General features: G+C 62.7%; 20 protein-coding genes and 1 pseudogene. 10 read left to right on the forward strand and 11 right to left on the reverse strand.

Annotated elements, in window-relative coordinates; all coding sequences use genetic code 11:
- Positions 1 to 120 precede the first annotated feature (120 nt).
- Together GIB19_RS11445 and GIB19_RS11450 are read right to left on the reverse strand one after the other, a co-directional pair.
- Positions 121 to 1593 carry an inorganic phosphate transporter gene (locus tag GIB19_RS11445; RefSeq protein WP_027594084.1) on the reverse strand — a complete coding sequence of 491 codons (1473 nt, stop codon included), beginning with the start codon at positions 1591 to 1593 and terminating at the stop codon, positions 121 to 123.
- Between the two features lie 313 nt (positions 1594 to 1906).
- Entirely contained in the window at positions 1907 to 2107 is a 201-nt protein-coding gene (locus tag GIB19_RS11450) for a hypothetical protein (RefSeq protein WP_027594085.1), read from the reverse strand.
- Between the two features lie 533 nt (positions 2108 to 2640).
- Between GIB19_RS11450 and pcaR the strand changes: the two genes are divergently transcribed.
- The 8 genes and pseudogenes from pcaR to pcaC all read left to right on the forward strand — a co-directional run bounded on the left by pcaR (position 2641) and on the right by pcaC (position 10830).
- Positions 2641 to 3516: a pca regulon transcriptional regulator PcaR gene (pcaR, locus tag GIB19_RS11455; RefSeq protein ID WP_050580745.1), complete on the forward strand. Its 876-nt coding sequence runs from the start codon at positions 2641 to 2643 to the stop codon at positions 3514 to 3516.
- A gap of 333 nt (positions 3517 to 3849) precedes the next feature.
- A complete protein-coding gene (locus GIB19_RS11460; protein ID WP_027594087.1) occupies positions 3850 to 5196 on the forward strand; it encodes an MFS transporter in 1347 nt (448 codons plus the stop codon).
- Positions 5197 to 5373: 177 nt separating this feature from the next.
- Positions 5374 to 5569: pseudogene (locus GIB19_RS11465) on the forward strand (CoA-transferase subunit beta); the annotation flags it as partial.
- A 2-nt stretch (positions 5570 to 5571) separates the two neighbouring features.
- On the forward strand, positions 5572 to 6774 hold the full coding sequence (gene pcaF, locus GIB19_RS11470; protein WP_099430329.1) for a 3-oxoadipyl-CoA thiolase: 1203 nt from the start codon (positions 5572 to 5574) through the stop codon (positions 6772 to 6774).
- Positions 6775 to 6960: 186 nt separating this feature from the next.
- Positions 6961 to 8250 (forward strand): MFS family transporter, encoded by a 1290-nt coding sequence (locus GIB19_RS11475; protein WP_027594089.1) that lies wholly within the window; start codon positions 6961 to 6963, stop codon positions 8248 to 8250.
- A gap of 9 nt (positions 8251 to 8259) precedes the next feature.
- Positions 8260 to 9624, forward strand: a complete 1365-nt coding sequence (locus GIB19_RS11480) for a 3-carboxy-cis,cis-muconate cycloisomerase (protein WP_027594090.1) — start codon at positions 8260 to 8262, stop codon at positions 9622 to 9624.
- Positions 9625 to 9635: 11 nt separating this feature from the next.
- On the forward strand, positions 9636 to 10427 hold the full coding sequence (pcaD, locus tag GIB19_RS11485) for a 3-oxoadipate enol-lactonase (RefSeq protein ID WP_027594091.1): 792 nt from the start codon (positions 9636 to 9638) through the stop codon (positions 10425 to 10427).
- Positions 10428 to 10437: 10 nt separating this feature from the next.
- Complete coding sequence (pcaC, locus tag GIB19_RS11490; RefSeq protein WP_027594092.1) at positions 10438 to 10830, forward strand: 4-carboxymuconolactone decarboxylase; 393 nt, start codon at positions 10438 to 10440, stop codon at positions 10828 to 10830.
- A 124-nt stretch (positions 10831 to 10954) separates the two neighbouring features.
- Here the strand turns inward: pcaC and GIB19_RS11495 are convergent, their stop codons facing one another.
- The 6 genes from GIB19_RS11495 to ttgA form a co-directional block, all read right to left on the reverse strand.
- Entirely contained in the window at positions 10955 to 11467 is a 513-nt protein-coding gene (locus GIB19_RS11495) for an Mpo1 family 2-hydroxy fatty acid dioxygenase (RefSeq protein WP_186677647.1), read from the reverse strand.
- Between the two features lie 113 nt (positions 11468 to 11580).
- The gene (locus tag GIB19_RS11500) at positions 11581 to 12504 is read right to left on the reverse strand and encodes a LysR family transcriptional regulator (RefSeq protein ID WP_085273601.1); all 924 of its coding nucleotides are present in this window, start codon (positions 12502 to 12504) and stop codon (positions 11581 to 11583) included.
- 214 nt (positions 12505 to 12718) lie between these two features.
- Entirely contained in the window at positions 12719 to 13972 is a 1254-nt protein-coding gene (locus GIB19_RS11505; protein WP_027594095.1) for an OprD family porin, read from the reverse strand.
- Between the two features lie 269 nt (positions 13973 to 14241).
- On the reverse strand, positions 14242 to 15696 hold the full coding sequence (locus tag GIB19_RS11510) for an AdeC/AdeK/OprM family multidrug efflux complex outer membrane factor (protein ID WP_186677646.1): 1455 nt from the start codon (positions 15694 to 15696) through the stop codon (positions 14242 to 14244).
- The gene (ttgB, locus tag GIB19_RS11515; RefSeq protein ID WP_099430323.1) at positions 15693 to 18845 is read right to left on the reverse strand and encodes a multidrug efflux RND transporter permease subunit TtgB; all 3153 of its coding nucleotides are present in this window, start codon (positions 18843 to 18845) and stop codon (positions 15693 to 15695) included. The genes GIB19_RS11510 and ttgB overlap by 4 nt, the downstream gene beginning before the upstream one ends.
- A gap of 3 nt (positions 18846 to 18848) precedes the next feature.
- Positions 18849 to 20003: a toluene efflux RND transporter periplasmic adaptor subunit TtgA gene (gene ttgA, locus GIB19_RS11520; protein WP_027594098.1), complete on the reverse strand. Its 1155-nt coding sequence runs from the start codon at positions 20001 to 20003 to the stop codon at positions 18849 to 18851.
- A 254-nt stretch (positions 20004 to 20257) separates the two neighbouring features.
- On the opposite strand from ttgA, the gene ttgR reads away from it, so the two are divergent.
- Positions 20258 to 20890 carry an efflux transport transcriptional regulator TtgR gene (gene ttgR / locus GIB19_RS11525; protein ID WP_099430322.1) on the forward strand — a complete coding sequence of 211 codons (633 nt, stop codon included), beginning with the start codon at positions 20258 to 20260 and terminating at the stop codon, positions 20888 to 20890.
- A 195-nt stretch (positions 20891 to 21085) separates the two neighbouring features.
- Here ttgR and GIB19_RS11530 read toward each other — a convergent pair whose 3' ends face one another.
- The gene (locus GIB19_RS11530) at positions 21086 to 22537 is read right to left on the reverse strand and encodes an MDR family MFS transporter (protein ID WP_238209422.1); all 1452 of its coding nucleotides are present in this window, start codon (positions 22535 to 22537) and stop codon (positions 21086 to 21088) included.
- A gap of 347 nt (positions 22538 to 22884) precedes the next feature.
- Here GIB19_RS11530 and GIB19_RS11535 point away from each other — a divergent pair, with 347 nt between their 5' ends.
- On the forward strand, positions 22885 to 23754 hold the full coding sequence (locus GIB19_RS11535; protein WP_027594101.1) for an isocitrate lyase/PEP mutase family protein: 870 nt from the start codon (positions 22885 to 22887) through the stop codon (positions 23752 to 23754).
- 19 nt (positions 23755 to 23773) lie between these two features.
- Here GIB19_RS11535 and GIB19_RS11540 read toward each other — a convergent pair whose 3' ends face one another.
- Positions 23774 to 23947 (reverse strand): hypothetical protein, encoded by a 174-nt coding sequence (locus GIB19_RS11540; protein ID WP_172960383.1) that lies wholly within the window; start codon positions 23945 to 23947, stop codon positions 23774 to 23776.
- A 68-nt stretch (positions 23948 to 24015) separates the two neighbouring features.
- Positions 24016 to 24924, reverse strand: a complete 909-nt coding sequence (locus GIB19_RS11545; RefSeq protein WP_099430320.1) for a LysR family transcriptional regulator — start codon at positions 24922 to 24924, stop codon at positions 24016 to 24018.
- Positions 24925 to 25004: the final 80 nt, after the last annotated feature.

A 25004-nucleotide genomic window follows, 5' to 3' on the forward strand; every position in this document is an offset into this window, starting at 1 on the left:
GGTACAGCCCATGAAGCTGTAGTGCCTTTGCCGACGTTTTCGCAGCGCAAGGCTGCTCCTACAGGGGCGCGGTAATATGAAAAAGGCGCCCGAAGGCGCCTTTTTCTACAGCGGTGTCGCTCAGCCGATTGCCTTGGACGCCAGCCAGAACAGGCCAGCTGCCAAGCCCATCGAGGCAGGCAGGGTCAGGATCCAGGCCAGCAGGATGGTCTTCACGGTGCCGCCTTGCAGGCCGCTCTTGTTGGCGACCATGGTACCGGCCACGCCGGACGACAACACGTGGGTGGTCGATACCGGCAGGCTGAACACGTTGGCCATGCCGATGGCACAGGCCGCGGTGATCTGCGCCGACATGCCCTGGGCGTAGGTCATGCCCTGCTTGCCGATCTTCTCGCCAACGGTCAGGACCACGCGCTTCCAGCCGACCATGGTACCCAAGCCCAAGGCCAGGGCAACGGCCACGATCACCCAGAACGGTGCGTATTCGGTGGTGGCGGTGAGGTCTTTGCGCAGCTTCTCAAGGTCTGCCTTTTCACGGGCATCAAGGCCTGGCAGCTTGCCGACCTTTTTCGCCGTGTCATCCAGGCAGAGCAGGTAGCGGCGAACTTCCACGCGCTTCTCGGCATCCAGGGTGTGGTAGTCGGTCACGCCCTTGAGCGAGGCCTGCAACGCGGCGATGGTCGGCTCGGTCTGCTGCGGGTTGCAGCTGAACTGCTCCGGCAGGTCGCTCGCCTTGGCCTTGCCCAATGCCAGGAACTCACCCAGGGTGGCGGCATTGCGCTCGTAGAACTGGCTCATGTGCAAGGTGGCGTCGCGGGTGCGTTCGATCTGATAGGTGGTGCTGTTCAGGTCGAGCACGAACTTGGCCGGTACGATACCGATCAGCACCAGCATGATCAGGCCAATGCCTTTCTGGCCATCGTTGGAGCCGTGCACGAAGCTCACGCCCATGGCCGAAATCACCAGTACCAGGCGGTTCCAGAACGGCGGGTGCTTCTTGTCGTCGAGCTTGCGGCGCTGTTCAGGCGTCTTGTGCATCTTCGACAGCGGGCGCCACCATTTAAGGCCGATCAGCACCAGCGCAGCGACCGCGAAGCCGGCCATTGGCGAGACCACAAGCGACATGGCGATGTCGATCGCCTTCTGCCAGTTGACGCCATCGCCCAGCGGGATGTCGTTGATCAGGGCGTTGGCCAGGCCGACACCGAGGATCGAGCCGATCAGCGTGTGCGAGCTGGAAGCCGGGATACCGAAGTACCAGGTGCCCAGGTTCCAGGTGATGGCCGCAGCCAACAGCGAGAAGACCATGGCCAGGCCGTGTCCGGTGTTCACATTGATCAGCAGCTCTACCGGCAGCAGGTGAACGATGGCATAGGCCACCCCGACACCACCGAGCAGAACGCCGAGGAAGTTGAACACGCCGGAGAAGAACACGGCGAGGTGCGGCGGCATGGCTTTGGTATAGATGACGGTAGCTACCGCGTTGGCGGTGTCATGAAAGCCATTGATGAACTCGAAGGCGAGTACGAAGGTCAAGGCGAGCAGGAGGCTCACCAACACCCAGGCATCCAGTCCGCTGAATAAATCGATCATGAAGGTTGTCTGGCGGTCTTAGGGGGGCGGGATTATGCCAGAAAATATTGGCAATCGATGCACCTGCTACAGACCAATAGCACGCACTGTGACGCAGCCTCCACGTGCTTGCCAACGCTTGCATGAACAGTAGCGTCCGCAAAAAAGCGTGAAATATTCAAAAAATCGGCAAATGTCTGGGAAATAATCGACGCTTGACTGATTCAAACGGTCGTATGAAATTTGTGTAATTCCATTTCATCATCGACCTCTGAGTAAAGATCGACCGCGCCCGGGCAGGCCGGGCGACGACGCGGAAGGCGGAACGTTGCGCTTACGGCTTGTCGCTGCGCAGTTCCTTTTCCATTTTTTCCAGTTCCTGGTTGAACGCCTGGTCACGCACGCTGGCGCGCTTGCGCCACGGTTTGCGTTCGGGGTCCGGTTGGGCGGCGTAAGTGGTCACTTCACCACCGTAAACATCCTTGTAACGTTCAGCCTGGCGCTCGAGTTCTGCGCGCAGTTCATCTTTCGTCACAGTAGTACCTGAGTAAGTTGAATTAAGACTGTTGTTTTAGCTGTACAGCATGCCCCTGCGCATACAAAGGATGCCACAGGGAAAGCAGAGGGGGTGCCATACAGAACCTGCACATGCGTGGGTTGCCCGTAAGTGCTGGAGACAGCGGTGTGTTCCATTACCACAGCAACAAGGCGTACAACCCAATCGATTATAGCAACCGATAATTCTTCGAACAGGGATATTTACCAAAGCCTGACATGCCCGTCGAAGTAGTTGGGCTCAATGGGTAACGCGTCACACCGTGCGTATAACTTTGAAAGGAGCGAGCGGCAAAAGTTCGTCGGCCAGCCATGGCGAGCGCAGAAAGTAAAACGGCCTCGCACAAGGCGAGGCCGTTGCCTGGGACTTCTACGGTGGGTACCTGACCAGTCTCTCCAAAGAAGCCACAAAGTGGCATGAGAAAGGTATAAGCAAAAGTGTCAGCGGTCAATTGCGATTATCGGCCGTTCGTTCGATAATCGCACGAACCAGCGTTTTTTTTGAGGTGAGCGATGAGCGACGAAACAGCGGCCAACGAATCTGCCAACCCAGAGTCGGCACGCCCTGCCGCACCCGCCCTGGCGCCGCCGATCGTGGCGTCGCCGGCCAAGCGTATTCAGGCGTTTACTGGCGACCCGGATTTCATGACCTCCCTCGCGCGAGGGCTGGCGGTTATCCAGGCGTTTCAGGAGCGCAAGCGCCACCTGACCATCGCCCAGATCAGCCACCGCACCGAAATCCCTCGCGCAGCCGTGCGCCGTTGCCTGCATACCTTGATCAAGCTGGGCTATGCGACGACTGACGGGCGCACATATTCACTGTTGCCCAAGGTGCTGACCCTGGGCCATGCCTACCTGTCGTCGACGCCATTGGCGATTTCTGCGCAGCCGTACCTGGACCGCATCAGTGACCAACTGCACGAGGCGGCCAACATGGCCACCCTCGAAGGTGACGACATCCTTTATATAGCCCGATCGGCGACTGTGGAGCGGTTGATCTCGGTCGACCTGTCGGTAGGCGGGCGCTTGCCGGCCTACTGCACGTCGATGGGGCGCATCTTGCTGGCGGCGATGGACGACACCAGCCTGCGCGAGTACCTCGACCGGGCTGACCTCAAGCCGCGTACCAGCCGCACCTTGCACGATGCCGAATCGTTGTTTGCCTGCATTCAGCAAGTACGAGCCCAGGGCTGGTGCGTGGTGGACCAGGAGCTGGAGCAAGGGCTGCGTTCCATCGCCGTGCCGATCTATGACGCTTCGGGGCAGGTGCTGGCTGCATTGAACGTCAGCACCCACGTCGGGCGTGTGACGCGCAGCGAACTGGAGCAGCGCTTCTTGCCGATCCTGCTGGCAGCCAGTCGGGACCTTTGCCATCAATTGTTCGGGTGATGCCGCGCAAGGGAGGGCCGCTGAGCGCCCTTCCTGCCCCATTATCGAGCACGGACGCCTTTCCTGTTCGATAAACGCACAATGTCGTGCTCAGTGAATTGCGTCGTCCCGGTAGGCTGATTAATGTCTCTCGCAACGGTCGGCTTTGCCGACCGAACAAGAAAAACATGTGAGGCACATACCATGACTACTGTCCCATCGCTGCCGCGGCCGCACCCGCTCGCAGCACTGTTGTATCCAGGCTGACGCAGGCCGCCATCCTCCTATTATCGAACCCTGTACTTGCGCGCTGAGTGCAGTGGCATGGCCGTGCCCTAATTCTGGATAACAACAATGAACCAACCGCAAACCAACGTCGGCAAATGCCTCGACGTCCAGTCGTTCATCAACGACCAGCCGCTGTCCCGCTATCAATGGCGCGTCGTGCTGCTGTGTTTTCTGATCGTTTTCCTCGATGGCCTGGACACTGCCGCCATGGGCTTCATCGCCCCGGCCTTGTCGCAGGAGTGGGGCATCGACCGCGCCAGCCTCGGCCCGGTCATGAGTGCCGCGTTGATCGGCATGGTGTTCGGCGCACTGGGCTCAGGCCCGCTGGCCGACCGTTTCGGGCGTAAAGGCGTGCTGGTGGCTGCCGTGCTGGTGTTCGGCGGCTTCAGCCTGGCCTCGGCCTACGCGACCAACGTCGACCAGTTGTTGGTCCTGCGCTTCCTCACCGGGCTTGGCCTGGGTGCGGGTATGCCCAATGCGACGACGCTGCTGTCCGAGTACACCCCTGAGCGGCTCAAATCGCTGCTGGTGACCAGCATGTTCTGCGGCTTCAATCTGGGCATGGCGGGCGGTGGGTTTATCTCCGCGAAGATGATCCCGGCGTATGGCTGGCATAGCCTGCTGGTGATCGGTGGCGTGCTGCCGCTGTTGCTGGCGGTGGTGTTGCTCATCTGGTTGCCGGAGTCGGCACGCTTCCTGGTAGTGCGTAATCGCGGTACGGATAAAGTCCGCAAAACCCTGGCGCCGATTGCGCCGCAGGTAGTGGCCCAGGCGGCCAGCTTCAGCGTGCCGGAGCAAAAGGCGGTGGCGGCGCGCAACGTATTCGCGGTCATCTTCTCGGGCACCTACGGCCTGGGCACGATGTTGCTGTGGCTGACTTACTTCATGGGCTTGGTGATTGTCTATCTGTTGACCAGCTGGCTGCCGACCCTGATGCGTGACAGCGGGGCCAGCATGGAGCAGGCGGCGTTCATTGGCGCACTGTTCCAGTTTGGCGGCGTGCTGAGCGCAGTCGGGGTGGGCTGGGCCATGGATCGCTTCAACCCGCACAAGGTCATCGGCATTTTCTACCTGCTGGCCGGGGTGTTTGCCTACGCAGTTGGGCAGAGCCTGGGCAACATCACCCTGCTCGCCACCCTGGTGCTGGTCGCTGGCATGTGCGTTAACGGTGCGCAGTCGGCCATGCCGTCGCTGGCTGCCCGCTTCTACCCAACCCAAGGGCGTGCCACGGGCGTTTCGTGGATGCTGGGCATCGGCCGCTTTGGCGCGATCCTCGGCGCCTGGAGTGGTGCGACGCTGCTGGGCCTGGGCTGGAATTTCGAACAGGTGCTGACAGCGCTGCTGGTGCCGGCGGCATTGGCGACGGTGGGTGTGGTCGTGAAAGGGCTGGTCAGCCACGCGGACGCGACCTGAGTGCCGAAGGGGGCCGCTTTGCGGCCCATTCGCAGCACAAGGCTGCTCCTACAGTAGAAATACATAAATGGTTCGATAATCGCACATAAGGTCGATTATCGGATTGTAAGGGACCTACCAGTCTCCTTAATCTGAACGCACTGATGAACCCTGACCGGGAGTCTCCAAAGCGAGCCGGCACCCCATGAATTCGCTGTCGCTGCGGTTCATTCGGGGGCCAATCCGCGAGCAGATCGTTGCGGCCATCCGCTGGGCGATCCGCTTTGCCGGCGACGTGCAGACCACCACCGAATCCACCCGAATCGAGATGTCCGCCTTACGCGACCTCGAAGCCCATACCGCCGCGGCCCATGGCCAGATGGCAGGAGAAGCCAAATGCGCGACGTATTCATCTGTGACGCCATCCGCACCCCGATCGGCCGCTTCGGCGGCGCCCTGGCCGGCGTGCGCGCCGATGACCTGGCGGCAGTGCCGCTGAAGGCGCTGATCGAGCGTAACCCTTCGGTGCAGTGGGATCAGGTCGACGAAGTGTTCTTCGGCTGTGCCAACCAGGCCGGTGAAGACAACCGCAACGTGGCGCGCATGGCGCTGCTGCTGGCGGGCCTGCCCGAGAGCATTCCTGGCGTGACCCTGAACCGCCTGTGCGCATCGGGCATGGATGCCATCGGCACGGCGTTCCGCGCGATCGCCAGTGGCGAAATGGAATTGGCCATCGCCGGTGGCGTTGAGTCGATGTCGCGTGCACCCTTCGTGATGGGCAAGGCCGAAAGCGGCTACTCGCGCAACATGAAGCTTGAAGACACCACCATCGGCTGGCGTTTCATCAACCCGCTGATGAAGAGCCAGTACGGCGTCGATTCGATGCCGGAAACCGCTGATAACGTCGCTGACGATTACCAGGTGTCCCGCGCCGACCAAGATGCATTCGCGCTGCGCAGCCAGCAAAAGGCCGCCGCGGCCCAGGCAGCCGGCTTCTTCGCCGAAGAGATCGTGCCAGTGCGCATTGCTCACAAGAAGGGCGAAACTATCGTCGAGCGTGATGAACACCTGCGCCCGGAAACCACCCTGGAAGCATTGACCAAGCTCAAGCCGGTCAATGGCCCGGACAAGACCGTCACCGCAGGCAACGCGTCGGGTGTCAACGACGGTGCTGCGGCACTCATCCTGGCCTCGGCGGAAGCGGTGAAGAAACACGGCCTGACCCCACGTGCCCGGGTACTGGGCATGGCCAGCGGCGGCGTTGCTCCTCGAGTCATGGGCATTGGCCCGGTGCCAGCGGTGCGCAAGCTGACCGAGCGCCTGGGTGTGGCGATGAGTGACTTCGACGTGATCGAGCTGAACGAAGCGTTCGCCAGCCAAGGCCTGGCCGTGCTGCGTGAGCTGGGTGTGGCCGATGATGCGCCGCAGGTGAACCCCAATGGTGGCGCGATTGCCCTGGGCCACCCGCTGGGCATGAGTGGCGCGCGCCTGGTGCTGACGGCGTTGCATCAGTTGGAGAAGAGCGGCGGGCGTAAAGGCCTGGCGACCATGTGTGTGGGGGTAGGCCAAGGTTTGGCGTTGGCCATCGAGCGGGTTTGATCAGGCTCGGCCTCTTCGCGGGTAAACCCGCTCCCACAGGGATCCACGCAATCCTCTGTGGGAGCGGGTTTACCCGCGAAGAGGCCGGATCTATGAGACACAAGGCTAATGGCCAGCCGCGCCGCGGAACGAGTGTGTTACTAGGTATGTCTAGACTTACCTAGGACCCTCCAGGAGTAAAACCTCATGACCTCAACCTATTACACCGGCGAAGAACGCAGCAAGCGTATCTTCGCGATCGTAGGTGCCTCTTCAGGCAACCTGGTGGAATGGTTCGACTTCTACGTCTACGCCTTCTGCGCGATCTACTTCGCCCCGGCCTTCTTCCCCTCCGACGACCCCACTGTGCAGTTGCTCAACACCGCCGGTGTGTTCGCAGCGGGCTTCCTGATGCGCCCCATTGGTGGCTGGATCTTTGGCCGCCTGGCCGACCGCCATGGCCGCAAGAATTCCCTGATGATCTCGGTGCTGATGATGTGCGCCGGGTCCTTGATGATTGCCTGCCTGCCGACCTACGGCAGCATTGGTACCTGGGCGCCGGCGCTGCTATTGCTCGCCCGCTTGATCCAAGGCCTGTCGGTAGGTGGCGAGTACGGCACCACGGCGACCTACATGAGTGAAGTGGCTCTGCGCGGCCAGCGCGGTTTCTTCGCCTCGTTCCAATACGTGACCCTGATCGGCGGCCAGTTACTGGCGGTGCTGGTGGTGGTCATCCTGCAGCAGTTGCTGACCGAGGACGAACTGCGCGCCTGGGGCTGGCGTATTCCGTTCGTGGTCGGTGCCGTGGCTGCGTTGATCTCGTTGATGCTGCGTCGCTCGCTGCACGAAACCAGCAACGCCGAAACCCGCAATGACAAAGACGCCGGCTCGATCAGCGGCTTGTTCCGCAATCACGCTGCGGCGTTCATCACCGTACTGGGGTACACCGCCGGCGGTTCGCTGATTTTCTATACCTTCACCACCTACATGCAGAAGTACCTGGTCAACACGGCCGGGATGAACGCCAAGAGCGCCAGCTATGTGATGACGGGGGCGCTGTTCCTGTTCATGATCCTGCAGCCGTTCTTCGGCATGCTGTCCGACCGTATCGGCCGGCGTAACTCGATGCTGCTGTTCGGCGCCTTGGGCACGCTGTTCACCGTGCCCCTGTTGATGGCGCTGAAGACCGTGACCAGCCCGTTCCTGGCGTTCGTGCTGATCAGCCTGGCCTTGTGTATCGTCAGTTTCTACACCTCGATTAGCGGCCTGGTAAAAGCGGAGATGTTCCCGCCGCAGGTGCGCGCACTGGGTGTGGGCCTTGCGTATGCGGTGGCCAACGCCATGTTCGGCGGGTCTGCTGAATACGTGGCCTTGGGCCTGAAGACCCTGGGCATGGAAAACACTTTCTACTGGTACGTGACGGCCATGATGGCGGTGGCTTTCCTGTTCAGCCTGCGCCTGCCGAAGCAGGCGGCGTACCTGCACCATGACGATTAAGGACCTGCAATGACGTACCGTGCGGACAACCAGCTGTTCGATGCCTACTTCACCGCGCCGGCCATGCGCGAGATTTTCTCCGACCGTGGCCGCCTGCAGGGCATGCTCGATTTCGAAGCCGCCCTGGCCCGCGCCGAAGCGGCCGCGGGGCTGGTGCCGCACAGTGCGGTGGCGGCCATCGAGGCGGCCTGCAAGGCTGAGCGTTACGACGCTGGCGCCCTGGCCGATGCCATTGCCAGTGCCGGCAACTCGGCGATCCCGTTGGTGAAGGCGCTGGGCAAAGTGATCGCCAGCGGCGTGCCCGAGGCCGAGCGCTACGTGCACCTGGGCGCCACCAGCCAGGACGCCATGGACACCGGGCTGGTGCTGCAACTGCGCGATGCCCTCGACCTGATCGAGGCAGACCTCGCTCAACTGGCCGATACCCTGGCGCGCCAGGCCTTGCACCATGCCGACACCCCGATGGTGGGGCGTACCTGGCTGCAACACGCCACGCCGGTCACCTTGGGCATGAAGCTGGCCGGTGTGCTGGGCGCGCTGACCCGTCATCGCCAGCGGCTTCAGGAGCTGCGCCCGCGCCTGCTGTGCCTGCAGTTCGGTGGTGCGTCCGGCAGCCTGGCTGCGTTGGGCAGCAAAGCCATGCCGGTGGCCGAGGGCCTGGCCGAGCAGCTCAAGCTGCACTTGCCCGAGCAACCCTGGCACACCCAGCGCGACCGGCTGGTGGAATTCGCTTCGGTGCTGGGCCTGATCGCCGGCAGCCTGGGCAAGTTTGGCCGCGATGTCAGCCTGCTGATGCAGACCGAGGCGGGCGAGGTGTTCGAGCCTTCCGCGCCAGGTAAAGGTGGTTCGTCGACCATGCCGCACAAACGCAACCCGGTGGGTGCCGCCGTGCTGATCGGTGCCGCCACCCGCGTGCCGGGCCTGTTGTCGACCTTGTTCGCCGCTATGCCTCAAGAACATGAACGCAGCCTTGGCCTGTGGCATGCCGAGTGGGAAACCCTGCCGGATATCTGCTGCCTGGTTTCCGGCGCCCTGCGCCAGGCCCAGGTGATTGCCGAAGGCATGCAGGTCGATGCCGAACGTATGCGCCGCAACCTCGACCTGACCCAGGGGCTGGTGCTGGCCGAGGCGGTCAGCATTGTCCTCGCTCAGCGCCTGGGCCGTGATCGCGCCCACCATTTGCTCGAGCAGTGCTGCCAGCGCGCCGTCGCCGAACAGCGCCACCTGCGTGCCGTGCTAGGTGACGAGCCGCAGGTCAGTGCCGAATTGTCGGCAGAAGAACTCGATCGCTTGCTCGACCCTGCCCATTACCTTGGCCAGGCCCGCGTCTGGGTGGCGCGCGCCGTGGCCGAACATCAACGTTTCACTGCCTGAAGGAGACTGCTGTGGCGCATTTGCAACTGGCCGATGGCGTACTGAACTATCAAATCGATGGCCCGGCGGATGCTCCGGTGCTGGTCTTGTCCAACTCCCTCGGCACCGACCTGGGCATGTGGGACACGCAGATCCCCGTGTGGAGCGAGCACTTCCGTGTGCTGCGCTATGACACCCGCGGCCACGGCGATTCGCTGGTGACCGCCGGCCCGTACAGCATCGAGCAACTGGGCCGCGACGTCGTGGCCTTGCTCGACGCCCTGGACATCAACAAGGCGCACTTCGTCGGCCTGTCGATGGGCGGCCTGATCGGCCAGTGGCTGGGCATCAACGCCGGCGAGCGCCTGGCCAGCCTGACCCTGTGCAACACCGCCGCCAAGATTGGCAGCGATGAGGTCTGGAACCCGCGTATCGACACCGTGCTCAAGGGCGGCCAACAGGCCATGGTCGAGCTGCGCGACGCGTCCATTGCCCGCTGGTTCACCCCGGCCTTCGCCCAGGCGCAGCCCGAGCAGGCCCAGCGTATCTGCCAGATGCTCGCGCAGACCCAGCCTGAGGGCTATGCGGCCAACTGCGCTGCGGTACGCGACGCCGACTACCGCGAGCAGGTTCAGCGTATCCAAGTGCCGACGCTGATCGTTGCCGGTACTGAAGACGTGGTGACCACGCCGGAACATGGCCGCTTCATGCAGGCGGCTATCAAGGGTGCCGAGTATGTCGATTTCCCGGCGGCGCACCTGTCCAACGTCGAGATTGGCGAGCGCTTCAGCCGCCGTGTACTCGACTTCCTGCTGGCCCACTGAGGACGACGCCATGGATGAGAAACAACGCTACGACGCGGGCATGCAAGTGCGCCGCGCGGTGCTGGGCGATGCCCACGTGGACCGCAGCCTGGAGAAGCTCAACGACTTCAATGGCGAGTTTCAGGAAATGATCACTCGCCATGCCTGGGGTGATATCTGGACCCGCCCCGGCCTGCCGCGCCATACCCGCAGCCTGATCACCATCGCCATGCTGATCGGCATGAACCGCAACGACGAGCTCAAGCTGCACTTGCGCGCCGCTGCCAACAATGGCGTGACCCGTGACGAGATCAAGGAAGTGCTGATGCAGAGCGCGATCTATTGCGGTATTCCGGCAGCCAATGCCACCTTCCACCTGGCGGAGTCGGTGTGGGATGAGCTGGGGGTTGAGTCGCGCGCTTGATCCTTGCGGCCTTTGTAGGAGCGGCCTAGCGTCGCGATCGGGCCGCAAAGCGGCCCCAACAGTATTTGCGGTATCACTGAAACCTGGGGCCGCTACGCGGCCCGATCGCGACGCAAGGCCGCTCCTACATCGACCTCAGTGTTACCGGCCCGGCGTTGGCTTCCACGGCCCGCTTCAGCGCTGGGCACAACCCCAGCATGAATGCAGCTTCGGCCACCACGAACAGCGGGCCGATGATCAGCCCGCTGATGTCGTCGACGAACGCCGGCTTGCGGCCCTCGTAGTAGTGGCCGACGAACTGGATGATCCAGCCCAGCACAAATGCCCCCAGCCCAGCCCCCAGCCACAGCCCGGTGCTTTGCACCGCCAGTACCTGGCCAACCCACAGGCACAGCCCCAGCAGCAGGCCCATGACCAGCCCGAAGCGCAGGTCCAGGCGCAGGTAGAACCACACCGAGGCGGCGGCCGCCAGCAGGGCAGGTGACAGCCAGATGCCTGCAATGTCCCAGCCTGGGCGTGACAGCAGAATGGTCACGGCCAGCACGATCAGTGGAATGCCGACGAAATGGGTGGCGATGTTGCGCGGGTCGCGGTGGTAATTGGCGTACTGGCTCAGGTGCTCTTCGAGGTTTTTCATTATTGTGCCTCCCTGGTTTGCCTGATCGGGTTTTACTGCCTGTGTCGGTCCCTTCGCGGGCACAGGCAACCTATATTGCTCAGGATAGCCTGCAGCCCACCAGCATCATCACTTCAGCGAATGGCAGCACTCCGCAGGGGCGCATCCAGCCCTACCAGCGTCTCGATCATCGCCCGCGCCGCCGGCGACAACCGGTAACCGCTGCGGCTGACCACGCCGCAGCGCACGCTGAGCACCTCCAGTGCGGGCGGCAGGTTGCGCCAGTGCAGGCGCACCAGGCTGCCGGCCGCCAGGTCTTCGGCAACGGCTTCTTCGCTGGCGGTACCGATTGCATTACTGGCCTGCACGACACTGCGCAGCACCGCCAGGTGCTCGGTCTGCAGGTGCGGGGTGAAGTCGCTGCGCCCGCTCAGGTTGGCCAGGCGCTTGCGCACGCCGGGCGCGAGCAGGGCGCTGGCCAGCGGGTAGGTGAACAGGTCGTTGGTCGACAAGCTGTCCTTGGCCAGCAACGGGTGGCCGGGGCGGCAGAAGAACAGGCCGGGGCGTGGCGAAAGCGGCTCGGTATGGAAGTTGGGGTCGGCCTCGAACGGGCGGATGTCGTCGACGAAGAATTCGATCTGCTCACGGCGCAGTGCCTGGCCGAGGCGCTCGGCATTGTCCACCAGCAGCGAAGTACGAATACCCGGGTGGCTGTCGATGAAGTGGCGCAGGGCATCGGGGACCAGGCGAACAGCCAGGGCCGGGCCGCTGCCGAAGTGCAACTCGCCAGCGTCGAGCTTGGTCATCTGCAGCACTTCGTTGCTCAACTGCGCGGCACCTTGCACGAGGCGGCGTGCGTGCTGCAGCACCACCAAGCCTTCGGGGGTGGGTGGCAGTGCCTTGCTGGCGCGGTCTACCAGGGCGCAGCCGAATGTCTGCTCCAGGCCCTGGATGGCACGGCTGAATGCAGGCTGGGTGATGCCCATGGCTTCAGCGGCGCGGACAAAACTGCGGTATTCGTTGAGGGCGATGAAGTAGCGCAGTTGACGGAGGTCCATGTCGCGGCTCTGGGGCGGGGATCAGGGCTCGATTTAAGCTGTTACAGCTTATGTCGTCAACGAAGGTTTGTTTAGGTTGTTATGCGATAAAGTTATTTATGAATCAACTCATCCGGCCTCTTCGCGGGTAAACCCGCTCCCACAGGGACCGCGTGGTTCTTCAAACCGGCGCGGACCTGTGGGAGCGGGTTTACCCGCGAAGAGGCCTGTGAAATTACAGCAGGTTCAACGGGTAGCTCACGATCAAGCGGTTCTCATCGAACGCGTTGGTGCTGAAGTCCCGGCGCATGGTCGAGTTGCGCCACTTCAACGAAAGGTCCTTGAAACTGCCCGACTGCACCACATAAGCCAGTTCCGTTTCCCGCGCCCACTCCTTGCCGTCGTCAACGCCACCTGCAGTCACGTTGTCACCCTTGATATAGCGGTTCATCAGGGTCAGCCCCGGTACCCCGACAGTGGCGAAGTTGAAGTCATGGCGCACCTGCCAGGAGCGTTCCTTGGCGTTGTCGAAGCTTGAGTTGTAGCTATCGTTGGCCAAGGTGCCGCCGCTGGTGCCGTTGACGCGCATCCAGGCGTCATCGCCGCTGACCTTCTGCAGGCCGACGTAGAAGGTATGGCCCTGGTAGCGAGCCGAGAGCAGCGCCGAGGCGGTGCGGTTGTCCAGGTCGCCGGCGCGCTCGGCACCGTCTTCCTTGCCGGTGAAGTAACCGAGGTTGGCGCCCAGGGTCCAGTCGCCCAGTGGCTGGCTGTGGACCAGATTGAGGTACTGCTGGCGGTAGATGTCCTTGAGCTGGGCATCCCACAGGGCAATCGTCGTGCGCTTGTCGTTGAAGGTGTACTCACCGCCGCCGAAGTTGAAGCGGTCAGACGTGAAAGCACCGCGGCCATTGAGCGACATGTCTTCCATGCTGGCGTCGTTGCGCGGGCTGTTGGCGCGGAACTGGCCGGCGTACAGGGTCAGGCCGTCGATTTCCTTGGAGGTCAGCTGGCCGCCGCGGAAGGTTTGTGGCAGCGAGCGACCATCGTCGGAGCGCAGGATCGGCAGCACCGGCATCCATTCGCCGACCTTCAATTCGGTCTGCGAGAGCTTGGCTTTCAAGGCCACGCCCAGGCGGCCGAAATCATCGGCGGGGCGGCCATCGTCGTGCACCGGCAGCAGGTGGGTGTTGGTGGTGCCTTTACCGCCATCGAGCTTGACCGAGTACAGGCCCAGTACGTCCATGCCGAAACCGACGGTGCCCTGGGTAAAACCGGAGCGGGCGTCGAGGATGAAGCTTTGGGTCCATTCTTCGGCCTTGGCCTGCGGGTGTGCCGGGTCGACGAAATTGCGGTTGATGTAGAAGTTGCGCAGGTTGAGGGTGGCCTTGCCGTCTTCGATGAAACCACCGTCGGCGGCGAACACGGGGAGGGTGCAGGACATGGCCAACAGGCCTGGCAGCAGCTGGCGTGCGGGGTACGAAATGCTCATCTGTCGTGGATCTCTTGTTTTTATTGGCGAACCGTTGCATTGCAGGATGCGGCCTGCAAGCACGGGTCTTTTGATGAACGTGGGCAACGTTGCGTGAGCGGATGGTGCGGGGTAGGGAAGGGGCGAGGCAATTCGTCGCAGACGGTATGGGGCGATTATCGAACGGAATGTTCCAGTTGGTTAATTGTTTTCATGTGCCGGCCTCTTCGCGGGCAACCGAAAACAAAAAGCCCACCGTGAAGGTGGGCTTGATGCTGCTAGCGGATCATTCAGCTTTTCGGTGTTTGAACCGAAGCTTGCTGATTGGCCTGACCGGTCTTCTCGTACCAGCCACCGCCGAGCGCCTTGTACAGGTTGACCTCGCTGGTCAGCTGCGACAGGCGATCACCGATCAGTGCCTGCTGGGCGCTGAATAGGTTGCGTTGGGCGTCGAGGAAGGTCAGGTTGCTGTCGATACCGATACGGTAGCGACGCTCCGCCAGGCGGTAGTAATCCTGGTTGGCCTGCACCAGGTCACGTTGTGCCTGCAACTGCTCTTCGAAGGTCTTGCGCGCCGCCAGGCCATCGGAGACTTCCTGGAAGGCGGTCTGGATGGTCTTTTCGTACTTGGCGACATTGATGTCCTTCTGGATCTTCGAGTAGTCCAGGCTCGCCTTCAGGCTACCGGCGTTGAAGATCGGCAGGTTGATCTGCGGCTGGAACAGCCAGGTGCCCGACCCCCCCTTGAACAGGCCGCCCATGTCCGGGCTCAGGGTACCGGCATTGGCGGTCAGGCTGATGCTCGGGAAGAACGCTGCGCGGGCCGCGCCGATGTTGGCGTTGGCGGCCTTGAGCAGGTGCTCGGCTTCCTGGATGTCCGGGCGACGCTGGAGGATGTCCGACGGCAGGCCGGCCGGTACTTCGGCCAACTGGTCGGCATTGAGCTCCAGTGGCGCAGGCAGGTCGGCCGGTACGCCGGTACCCAGCAGCACGGTCAGGCTGTTGAGGTCCTGTGCCACCAGGCGCTGGTACTGCGAGTACTTGACCCGCGCGCCTTCCACGGCGGTGCGTGCCTGGCTGAGGTCGAGGGCGGAGGCCACCCCGACTTCATTGCTGCGACGGGTCAGGTTGTAGCTTTCCTGGTAGGTCTTCAGCGTTTCTTCGGTCAGCTTGAACAGCGCCTGATCCGCCTGCCAGGTGTAGTAGGCGTTGGCCACGCTGGCCACCAGGGCGATCTGCGTGGAGCGCCGCGCCTGCTCGCTGGACAGGTAGGTTTCCAGGGCCTGCTCGCTCAGGCTGCGCACCCGGCCGAACAGGTCGAGTTCATAGGCGCTGACGCCGAGGGTGGCCGAGTACTGGCTGGTGATATCGGCTTGGCCGGTCTGCGACATATTCGCCGGTACCCGCTGGCGGCTGCCGCTGCCGGTGGCCGAAACGGCCGGGAACAGGTCGGCCCGCTGGATGCGGTACTGCGCACGGTAGGCGTCGATGTTCAACGCCGCGACACGCAGGTCGCGGTTGTTGACCAGCGAGGTCTGGATCAGCTGCTGCAGGGCCGGGTCGTGGAAGAACTGGCGCCAGCCCTGTTCGGCGGCGGCAACGTCTGCCGCTTCGGTCGGCGAGTACGCAGGGCCTTGCGGCCACTGCGCTGCCACCGGCGCTTCCGGGGTCTGGTAATCAGGGATCAGCGAGCAGCCGCCAAGAATCAAAGCGGTTACCGCCAGGGACAACAAAGACTTGGTCATTGCCCAGCCTCATAACGTGGAGTTTCAGGGGTGACGTCTTTTTCCGGCTGTTTGCTGCCGAACAGCGACGACACTGCGACGAAGAATAGCGGTACCCAGAAGATTGCCAACACGGTGGCGCTGATCATGCCGCCGATCACGCCGGTGCCGATGGCGTGCTGGCTGCCGGCGCCAGCGCCGCTGGCGATGGTCAACGGTACCACGCCAAGGATGAACGCCAGCGAGGTCATGATGATCGGGCGCAGACGCATGCGGCACGCCTCGATCGCGGCGTCGTACAGGCTGCGGCCCTGCTCGTGCAGTTCTTTGGCGAACTCGACGATCAGGATCGCGTTCTTCGCCGCCAAGCCGATGGTGGTCAACAGGCCGACCAGGAAGTACACGTCGTTGGACAACCCGCGCAGGCTAGTGGCGATCAGTGCACCGATGATCCCCAGCGGTACGACCAGCACGACGGCGATCGGGATCGACCAGCTTTCGTACAGGGCTGCCAGGCACAGGAACACGAACAGGACCGAGAGGGCGAACAGTGCCGGCATCTGCGAGCCGGAGAGTTTTTCCTCGTAGGACATGCCGGTCCAGGAGAAGCCGATACCGCTTGGCAGTTCGCCAGCGATACGCTCAACCTCGGCCATGGCCTCACCGGTACTGTAGCCAGGCGCTGGCGCACCGAGGATTTCCATCGCCTCGACGCCGTTGTAGCGGGACAGCTTCGGTGAACCGTAGGTCCATTCACCTTTGGCGAAGGAGGAGAACGGCACCATCTCGCCTTTGCCGTTGCGCACATACCACTTCTGCAGGTCTTCTGGGCTCATCCGGGCGTTCGGTTCGCCTTGGATGTACACCTTCTTGACCCGGCCACGGTCGATGAAGTCGTTGACGTAGCTGGCACCCAGGGCGATCGACAGGGTGTTGTTGATGTCGGCAATGGTCACGCCCAAGGCGCTGGCACGTTCGTCATCGATGGTCAGCTGGTACTGCGGCTCATCGTTCAGGCCGTTCGGGCGCACGGCGCTGAGCACCTTGCTCTGCGCGGCTTTTGCCAGGAACTGGTTGCGTGCTTCCATGAGTTTGGCATGGCCGACACCGCCGCGGTCCTGGAGGAACACGTCGAAGCCGGTGGCGTTACCCAGTTCGAGTACGGCAGGCGGGGCGAAGGCGAATACCATCGCATCGCGGAAGGTGAAGAAGTGCTGCTGGGCACGCTGGGCCAGGGCGAACACGCTGTTCTCCTTGGAGCGCTCATCCCACGGCTTGAGCATGATGAAGGCCATGCCCGAGCTTTGACCGCGGCCGGCGAAGTTGAAGCCGTTGACGGTGAACACCGACGACACGGTATCGGCTTCGTCCTTGAGCAGGTACTCACGCATCTGGTCGACCACCGCCTGGGTGCGTTCAGCACTGGAGCCTGCCGGGGTCTGCACCTGGGCAAACAGCACGCCCTGGTCTTCTTCAGGCAGGAACGCCGTCGGGATGCGGGCGAACAGCCAGATCATGCCGACCACGATCAGCGCGTAGGCCAGCAGGAATGGCACCTTGTTGCGCAGGATGGTACCGACGCTGCGCTCGTAGCCGTTTACGCTGCGGTCGAAGTTACGGTTGAACCAGCCGAAGAAACCACCCTTGGCCACATGGTGCTCGCCCTTTTTCAGCGGCTTGAGCATGGTGGCGCACAGTGCAGGGGTGAAGATCAGCGCCACCAGCACCGAGAGGCCCATGGCCGAGACGATGGTGATGGAGAACTGCCGATAGATCACACCGGTGGAGCCGCCGAAGAAGGCCATTGGCAGCAGTACCGCCGACAGCACCAGGGCGATACCCACCAGGGCTCCCTGGATCTGCTCCATGGAGCGCTTGGTCGCTTCCTTGGGTGGCAACCCCTCTTCGGACATTACCCGCTCGACGTTTTCCACCACTACGATGGCGTCGTCCACCAGCAAGCCGATGGCCAGGACCATGGCGAACATGGTCAGGGTGTTGATGCTGAAGCCCGCAGCGGCAAGGATGCCGAAAGTACCCAGCAACACCACCGGTACGGTCATGGTGGTGATGATGGTGGCGCGGAAGTTCTGCAGGAACAGGTACATCACCAGGAACACCAGGACCACGGCTTCGATCAGGGTGTGGATTACCCCGCTGATCGATTCGGTGACCACCGGCGTGGTGTCATACGGGAACACGGCCTTTACGCCAGGCGGAAAGAACGGCTCGAGGTCGCTGATGGTCTGGCGCAGGGCCTTGGCGGTGTCCAGGGCGTTGGCACCGGTGGCCAGCTTGACCGCCAGGCCCGACGCCGGCTTGCCGTTGAACTGGGCGCTGACGGCGTAGTTCTCGCCACCCAGGCCTACGTCGGCGACATCGCCCAGGCGTACCTGGGAGCCGTCGCTGTTGACCTTGAGCAGAATCTTCTCGAACTGCTCGGCGGTTTGCAGGCGGGTCTTGCCGATGATGGTGGCGTTGAGCTGGGTACCCGGTGTGGCCGGCAGGCCGCCGAGCTGGCCGGAGGACACCTGCACGTTCTGCGCGGCGACTGCGGTCTTGACGTCGACTGGGGTCAGCTGGAACTTGTTCAACTTGGCCGGATCGAGCCAGATACGCATGGCGTACTGTGCACCGAACACCTGGAAGTCACCCACACCAGCAGTCCGCGAAATCGGGTCCTGCATGTTCGAGACGATGTAGTTGGCCAAGTCGTCCTTGGTCATGCTGCCATCTTCAGACACCAGGCCGATCACCAGCAGGAAGTTTTTAACCGCCTTGGTGACGCGGATACCTTGTTGCTGCACTTCTTGCGGCAACAGCGGCGTAGCCAGGTTCAGCTTGTTCTGAACCTGAACCTGCGCGGTGTCAGCGTTGGTGCCTTGCTCGAAGGTGGCGGTGATGGTCATGCTGCCGTCGGAGTTACTTTCCGAAGACACATAACGCAGGTTGTCGATACCGTTGAGCTGCTGCTCGATGACCTGCACCACGGTGTCCTGCACCGTCTGCGCCGAGGCGCCTGGGTAGGTCACGGCGATGGCGATGGCCGGTGGCGCGATGCTCGGGTACTGGTTGATCGGCAACTTCAGGATCGACAGTGCCCCGACCAGCATGATCACCAAGGCGATCACCCAGGCGAAGATCGGGCGATCGATAAAGAACTTCGACATGGTTTACTCCGCTTTGGCGTCTGCTTTCGCCGCATTGGCCTGATCAGGGCTGGCCGGCTTGTTGACGTTGGTGGCTTCGCTGACCTTGACCTCGACGCCTGGGCGCACGTATTGCAGGCCTTCGGTGATCAGGCGGTCGCCTGGGTTCAAGCCTTCCTCGATCAGCCAGTCGCTGCCCAGGGTGCGGCTGGCCTTGAGCTGGCGCAGTTCGACCTTGTTTTCCTGGTTGACCACCAGTGCGGTCGGCGCGCCCTTGAGGTCGCGGGTCACGCCCTGCTGTGGGGCCAGGATGGCGTTGGCGTTGACCCCGGCGCGCAGGCGGGCATGCACGAACATGCCAGGCAGCAGGGTGTGGTCGGGGTTCGGGAAGATCGCGCGCAGGGTCACCGAGCCGGTGGTCTCGTCGACCGCGACTTCGGAGAATTCCAGGCGGCCCTGCTGCTTGAACAGGCTGCCGTCTTCGAGCACCAGTTGCACCGAGGCGGCGTTGTCACCGGCCTTTTGCAGCTGGCCGCTTTCCAGGTCACGGCGCAGCTTGAGCAGCTCGGCGGTGGACTGGGTGACGTCGACGTAGACCGGGTCGAGTTGCTGGATGGTCGCCATGGCGTTGGTCTGGCCATTGCTCACCAGTGCGCCCTCGGTGAACGTGGAACGGCCGATGCGGCCGCTGATCGGTGCCAGGACCTTGGTGTAGCGCAGGTCGATCTGGGCGCTCTTCAGTGCTGCCTCGGCCTGCAATCGTTTGGCATTGGCGTCGTCGTATTCCTGTTTGGAGACGGCTTGTTCATCGATCAGCTGCTTGTACCGCTCGGCCAGCGAGCGGGTCGCCTGCAGGTTGGCCTGGGCATTGGCCAGGTTGGCTTCATAGACGGCAGGGTCGATCTGGTAGAGCTGCTGGCCTTCCTTGACGTCGCTGCCTTCTTTGAAGAGGCGCTTGAGGATGATGCCATTGACCTGTGGGCGCACTTCGGCGACGCGGTAGGACGTGGTACGCCCCGGCAATTCCGAGGTCAGGGTGAAGGCTTGTGGTTGGAGGGTCACGACGCCGACCTGAGGAGCCTGCGCGGCAGGCGCTGCTTCTTCTTTCTTGCAGCCACTGAGCAGTGTTGCCAGGGCGACGGCGGAAACCAGAGCGGTAACGGCTGGCTTGAATTGCATGAGGATCCTCGGGGCGCTGGAGCAGGAGACGCTCAAGAGTAATGGAAGAGTCTGGTCAGAAAAATGCTATCGGGTGGATAAATAGCTTGCTAAGGAATATACTTACATTCATGGTTGTTTGTAAATACCGCTGGGTAGTACTTGGCTACTGCCGCAGCCCTTGATTAGCCCATCCGGGAGACGCCCTGCAGAGGCGACCCCGGCGGTTTCCCCGTGTGCGCCGCGCGCTCGGGCCCAGATGAGGTTGTACTGCCATGGTCCGTAGAACCAAAGAAGAAGCCCAGGAAACCCGCGCCCAGATTATCGAGGCGGCGGAAAAGGCCTTCTACAAGCGCGGGGTTGCGCGAACCACCTTGGCTGACATCGCCGAATTGGCGGGCGTGACCCGAGGTGCGATCTACTGGCACTTCAATAACAAAGCTGAACTGGTGCAGGCGTTGCTCGACAGCCTGCACGAAACCCATGACCACCTTGCGCGTGCGAGCGAAAGCGAGGATGAACTGGACCCGCTTGGTTGCATGCGCAAGCTGCTGTTGCAGGTGTTCAACGAGCTGGTGCTCGATGCACGAACCCGGCGTATCAATGAGATTCTGCATCACAAGTGCGAGTTCACCGATGACATGTGTGAAATTCGCCAGCAGCGCCAGAGCACGGTGCTGGATTGCCACAAGGGCATTACCCTGGCGCTTGCCAATGCAGTGCGCCGGGGCCAGTTGCCTGCCGCGCTGGATGCCGAGCGCGCGGCGGTGGCCATGTTTGCCTATGTCGATGGCCTGATCGGGCGCTGGTTATTGCTGCCAGACAGTTTCGATCTGCTGCGTGACGTCGAAAAATGGGTCGACACTGGGCTGGATATGCTGCGCTTGAGCCCGGCTCTGCGCAAATGACTCTTTGTTAAGGATTGTGAGGGAGTGTTTCCTCATTGTATTAACGGGGGATTAAGGTGCTTCACGTAATGGTGGGAGTGCGTGGCTGCCAGGCGCTTGTCTTGGATTTTGAGGGGGGGCGCAAATCGAGCGCCGCCCGCGCGGCGCTCGATCTCAAGGGCGCAGAAGATCCAGCGACAAGCGGCCCCTGCAGGCTCAACGCCCACGCAATTGCCGGTCCGGCAACGCCAACGCCACCACCAGCCCCAGCAGGGCGATCACGCCACTGCCCATCAGCAAATGCCTGAATGTCTCCAGCAACCGCGCTTGGGTCTGCGGGTCTGCCTCGCCAGCCTTCAGGCTCCCCAGCAATGGATTGCCCAGCAACTCGAACCCACCTTGGTGCAGCAACGCCAGCAGCAGGCTGGACATGCACGCCACGCCCATGGCTCCCCCGAGTGAGCGGAACAGGTTGGTGGTACTGGTAGCCACGCCGATGTCCTTGATGTCCACGGCGCTCTGCGTGCCCACCAGCGAAGTTGGAAACTGCAGCCCGCAGGCAATGCCGGTCAGCAGCATGAACACGGCACTGAGCAGGGCCGACTGCGGCGGTGTGATCGCCATGGCGAAGATGGCCACCGGCATCAACAGTGCACCGGCGAGAATTTGCGGCTTGTAGCGCCCAGTGAGGCTGGTCATGCGGCCCCCGGTAAAGGCGCCCATCGGCAGGCCCATTGCCAGTGGCAGCAGGTGCAATGCCGCGCTGTCGGCGCCCGCCCCGGTGATGCCTTGGTAGCGCAAGGGCATCAGCATGGTCAGGGAAATCGACTGGAAACTGGCGAAAAAGATCACGCCCCAGCACAGCACCGCGACGCGGTTGCCGAACAGGCCGAGGGGCAGCAGAGGCTCCTGGCAGCGCCGCTCGTGGGCAATGAACAGCATCAGGCCAAGCACCGCGCAGGCGAACAGCGCCAGCACCGGCGGCGCTGTCCAGGCGTGCCCTTGGCCGACCAGGGTAATGCCCAGCAGCAGGCTGCCCAGGCCAAGAATCAGCAGCACCGCGCCCAGGTAGTCCACCTGGGCCTCGCGCCGCTTCACCGGCATGTCGCCGAGCGCCCGGTGGATCGCCCACAACGCGACCAGCCCCAGCGGCAGGTTGATCCAGAACACCCAGCGCCACGACAGGTACTCGGTCAGCCAGCCACCGAGCACCGGCCCGGCGACGCTGGCCACGGCGTACATACTGCTGAAGTAGCCCTGGTAACGCCCGCGTTCGCGGGGCGGCACGAAGTCCCCGATGATCGCCTGGCTGACCGACACCATGCCGCCCGCGCCAACCCCTTGCAGCACGCGCGCCAGCACCAGTTGCTGCATGTCCTGGGCCAGGGCGCAGGCAATCGACGCCAGGGTGAACAGCGAGATGCCGGTCAGGATCATCCGCCGCCGGCCGTACAGGTCGCCCAGCTTGCCGTAGATCGGCACTGCCACGGTCATCGCCACCATGTAGCCAGAGATCACCCAGGCGAGCAGGCCGACATCGTTGAACTGGGCCGAGATGGCCGGCAACGAGACGGCGACGATGGTTTGGTCCAGCGCACCGAGGAAGATGGCCAGCATCAGGGCGGTGAGCACGTTGCGCAGCACGGTCGGGGGCAGGGCGGCAGTCACGGGGTTACCTTGGCAATGGGCTTGAGGCCGATGAATTGTAACCTGACTTAGGTAGCTTCCTATGTACTATCTGCATCCCCTATGCAAGATCGGCATTGGCGCATTCATCCAGTGAGGCATGGCTGCGTGATATCGTGGCTAGACCGCAGGGGCTGTAATCCGTGGCCTGCACCAGCTTGGTGCAGCTATTTGCCGCAGGGTTTTCGTGCCGCTGTATCCCACACCTTTTATTCCTCTGCCTGCATGTCGAGCATGACCGCCCAGATGGCGACGGTTGGAACAGGTCAGGTAGACCCGATTCAGGGGTCGGTAGCAACCGTTCAATTTCACGTTATTGCGGAGTGATCATGCCCAGGGCTTCCCACCAAGATTTGCGTTTTGCCTTCCGCGAGCTGCTCGCTTCAGGTTCCTGCTACCACACAGCGTCGGTGTTCGACCCGATGTCAGCGCGCATTGCCGCCGACCTGGGCTTTGAAGTCGGCATTCTTGGCGGTTCGGTGGCATCGCTGCAGGTACTGGCTGCGCCGGATTTTGCCCTGATCACCTTGAGCGAGTTCGTCGAGCAGGCCACGCGCATTGGCCGTGTGGCGCAACTGCCGGTGCTCGCCGATGCCGACCACGGCTACGGTAACGCGCTGAATGTCATGCGCACGGTCATTGAACTGGAGCGTGCCGGTGTGGCGGCGCTGACCATCGAAGATACCCTGCTGCCGGCCCAGTTCGGGCGCAAGTCCACCGACTTGATTCCGGTTGAGGAAGGCGTCGGCAAGATTCGCGCTGCGCTTGAAGCACGGGTCGATTCGTCGCTGTCTATCATCGCCCGCACCAACGCCGGTGTACTGACCACCGAAGAAATCATCGTGCGTACCCAGAGCTACCAGAAGGCCGGGGCCGACGGTATCTGCATGGTGGGGGTGAAGGATTTCGAGCAGCTCGAGCAGATCGCCGAGCACTTGACTGTGCCCTTGATGCTGGTGACCTACGCCAACCCCAACCTGCGCGATGACGAGCGCCTGGCGCGCCTGGGCGTGCGCATCGTGGTCGATGGCCACGCCGCGTACTTCGCAGCCATAAAGGCCACTTACGACTGCCTGCGCCTGCAGCGCGGCCAGCAGAACAAGTCTGAGAATCTCAGCGCCACCGAACTCTCGCACACCTACACCCAACCCGAGGATTACATCCGCTGGGCCAAGGAGTACATGAGCGTCGAGGAGTGACCGGCAGGGCGCCGTCAGCTCAACGCACGGCGCTCAAAGTGGCGCTTTGTGGCACGCAGTGTTCGTGCTGACAATGGGCGGCCGAGCTGGGTTGGTTGCGCAGCAGCTCAACCCGCCAGCAGGCCGACCCGTACAGCCCGGCGATGGCAAACAGCGCCATGACCAGCGCGAACCTTCTTGTTTTGATGCCCATGGTGCTCACCTCCTGTTACAACGCCAGGTGATACCTCTAAGCGTAGGCCAATCCCCGGCGCTGTGGGGTTACACCAGGTCCTGATCCCATTCCGGCTCGGCCTTGAACCGCTGCGCGAGAAAATCCAGCATGCTGCGCAAGGTCGCCGGCATGTGCTTGCGCGAGGTATAGACCGCATTCAGGTTGAGTTCGCGTGGGCGTGCTTCGGGCAGCAGGCGCACCAGTTCGCCCGTGCGCAGGGCGGCGGCAGCCTGGTAGGTCGGCAACATGGCGATGCCGGCACCGGCCAGTGCCGCCTTTTGCAGGGTCATCGCCTCATTCGCACTGATGTTGCCCTCGACCGGGACGGCAACGGCTTGGCCCTGCACTTCGAAATGCCAGAGGTGATGGCCGAAGTAGGCATGGGTCAGGCAGTTGTGCCCGCTTAATTCCTCGATCCGCTGCGGCGTGCCGTGCTCACGCAAGTAGGCCGGTGCCGCGCACACCACCGAACGGCACACGGTCAGACGCCGGGCGATCAGGTTCGGGTCCAGGTCGTTGCTGGTGCGGATGGCCAGGTCGATGCGCTCGTCCACCAGGTTGACCGTGCGATCGAGCATCTGCAACTCGACCTTCACCCCGGGGTAGCGCCGTACATACGCGGCCACGGCATCCACCAGTTGAGCCTGCCCGAATGACGTACTGACGCTGATGCGCAGCGCGCCGCGAGGGGCGTCGTCCGGTTGGCGCACGGCCACCTGCAGGTCACCGGCGAGTTCCAGCAGTTGGCGGCAGCGTGGCAGTGTTTCCTGGCCGGCGGCGGTCAGGCTCAACTTGCGCGTGGTGCGCTGCATCAGCCGCGCACCAACCCAATCCTCCAGTTCCGCCAGGTAGCGTGAAACCACTGGCCTGGACAGTTGCAGGTGGTCCGCTGCCGCCGATTGGCTGCCCAGGTCGATGACAGTGACAAAAACGCGCATCGCGTTGAGACGGTCCATGATTTGCCCGATTTTAGAAACAAACTATGTTTGAGCATCGCATTTTTTGTCATGGATCGGGCAACTAAGCTGTTGAGCAT

Origin of the sequence: Pseudomonas sp. ITEM 17296, assembly GCF_028895205.1 — a bacterium.
In the GTDB taxonomy this organism is placed as follows: domain Bacteria; phylum Pseudomonadota; class Gammaproteobacteria; order Pseudomonadales; family Pseudomonadaceae; genus Aquipseudomonas; species Aquipseudomonas kermanshahensis.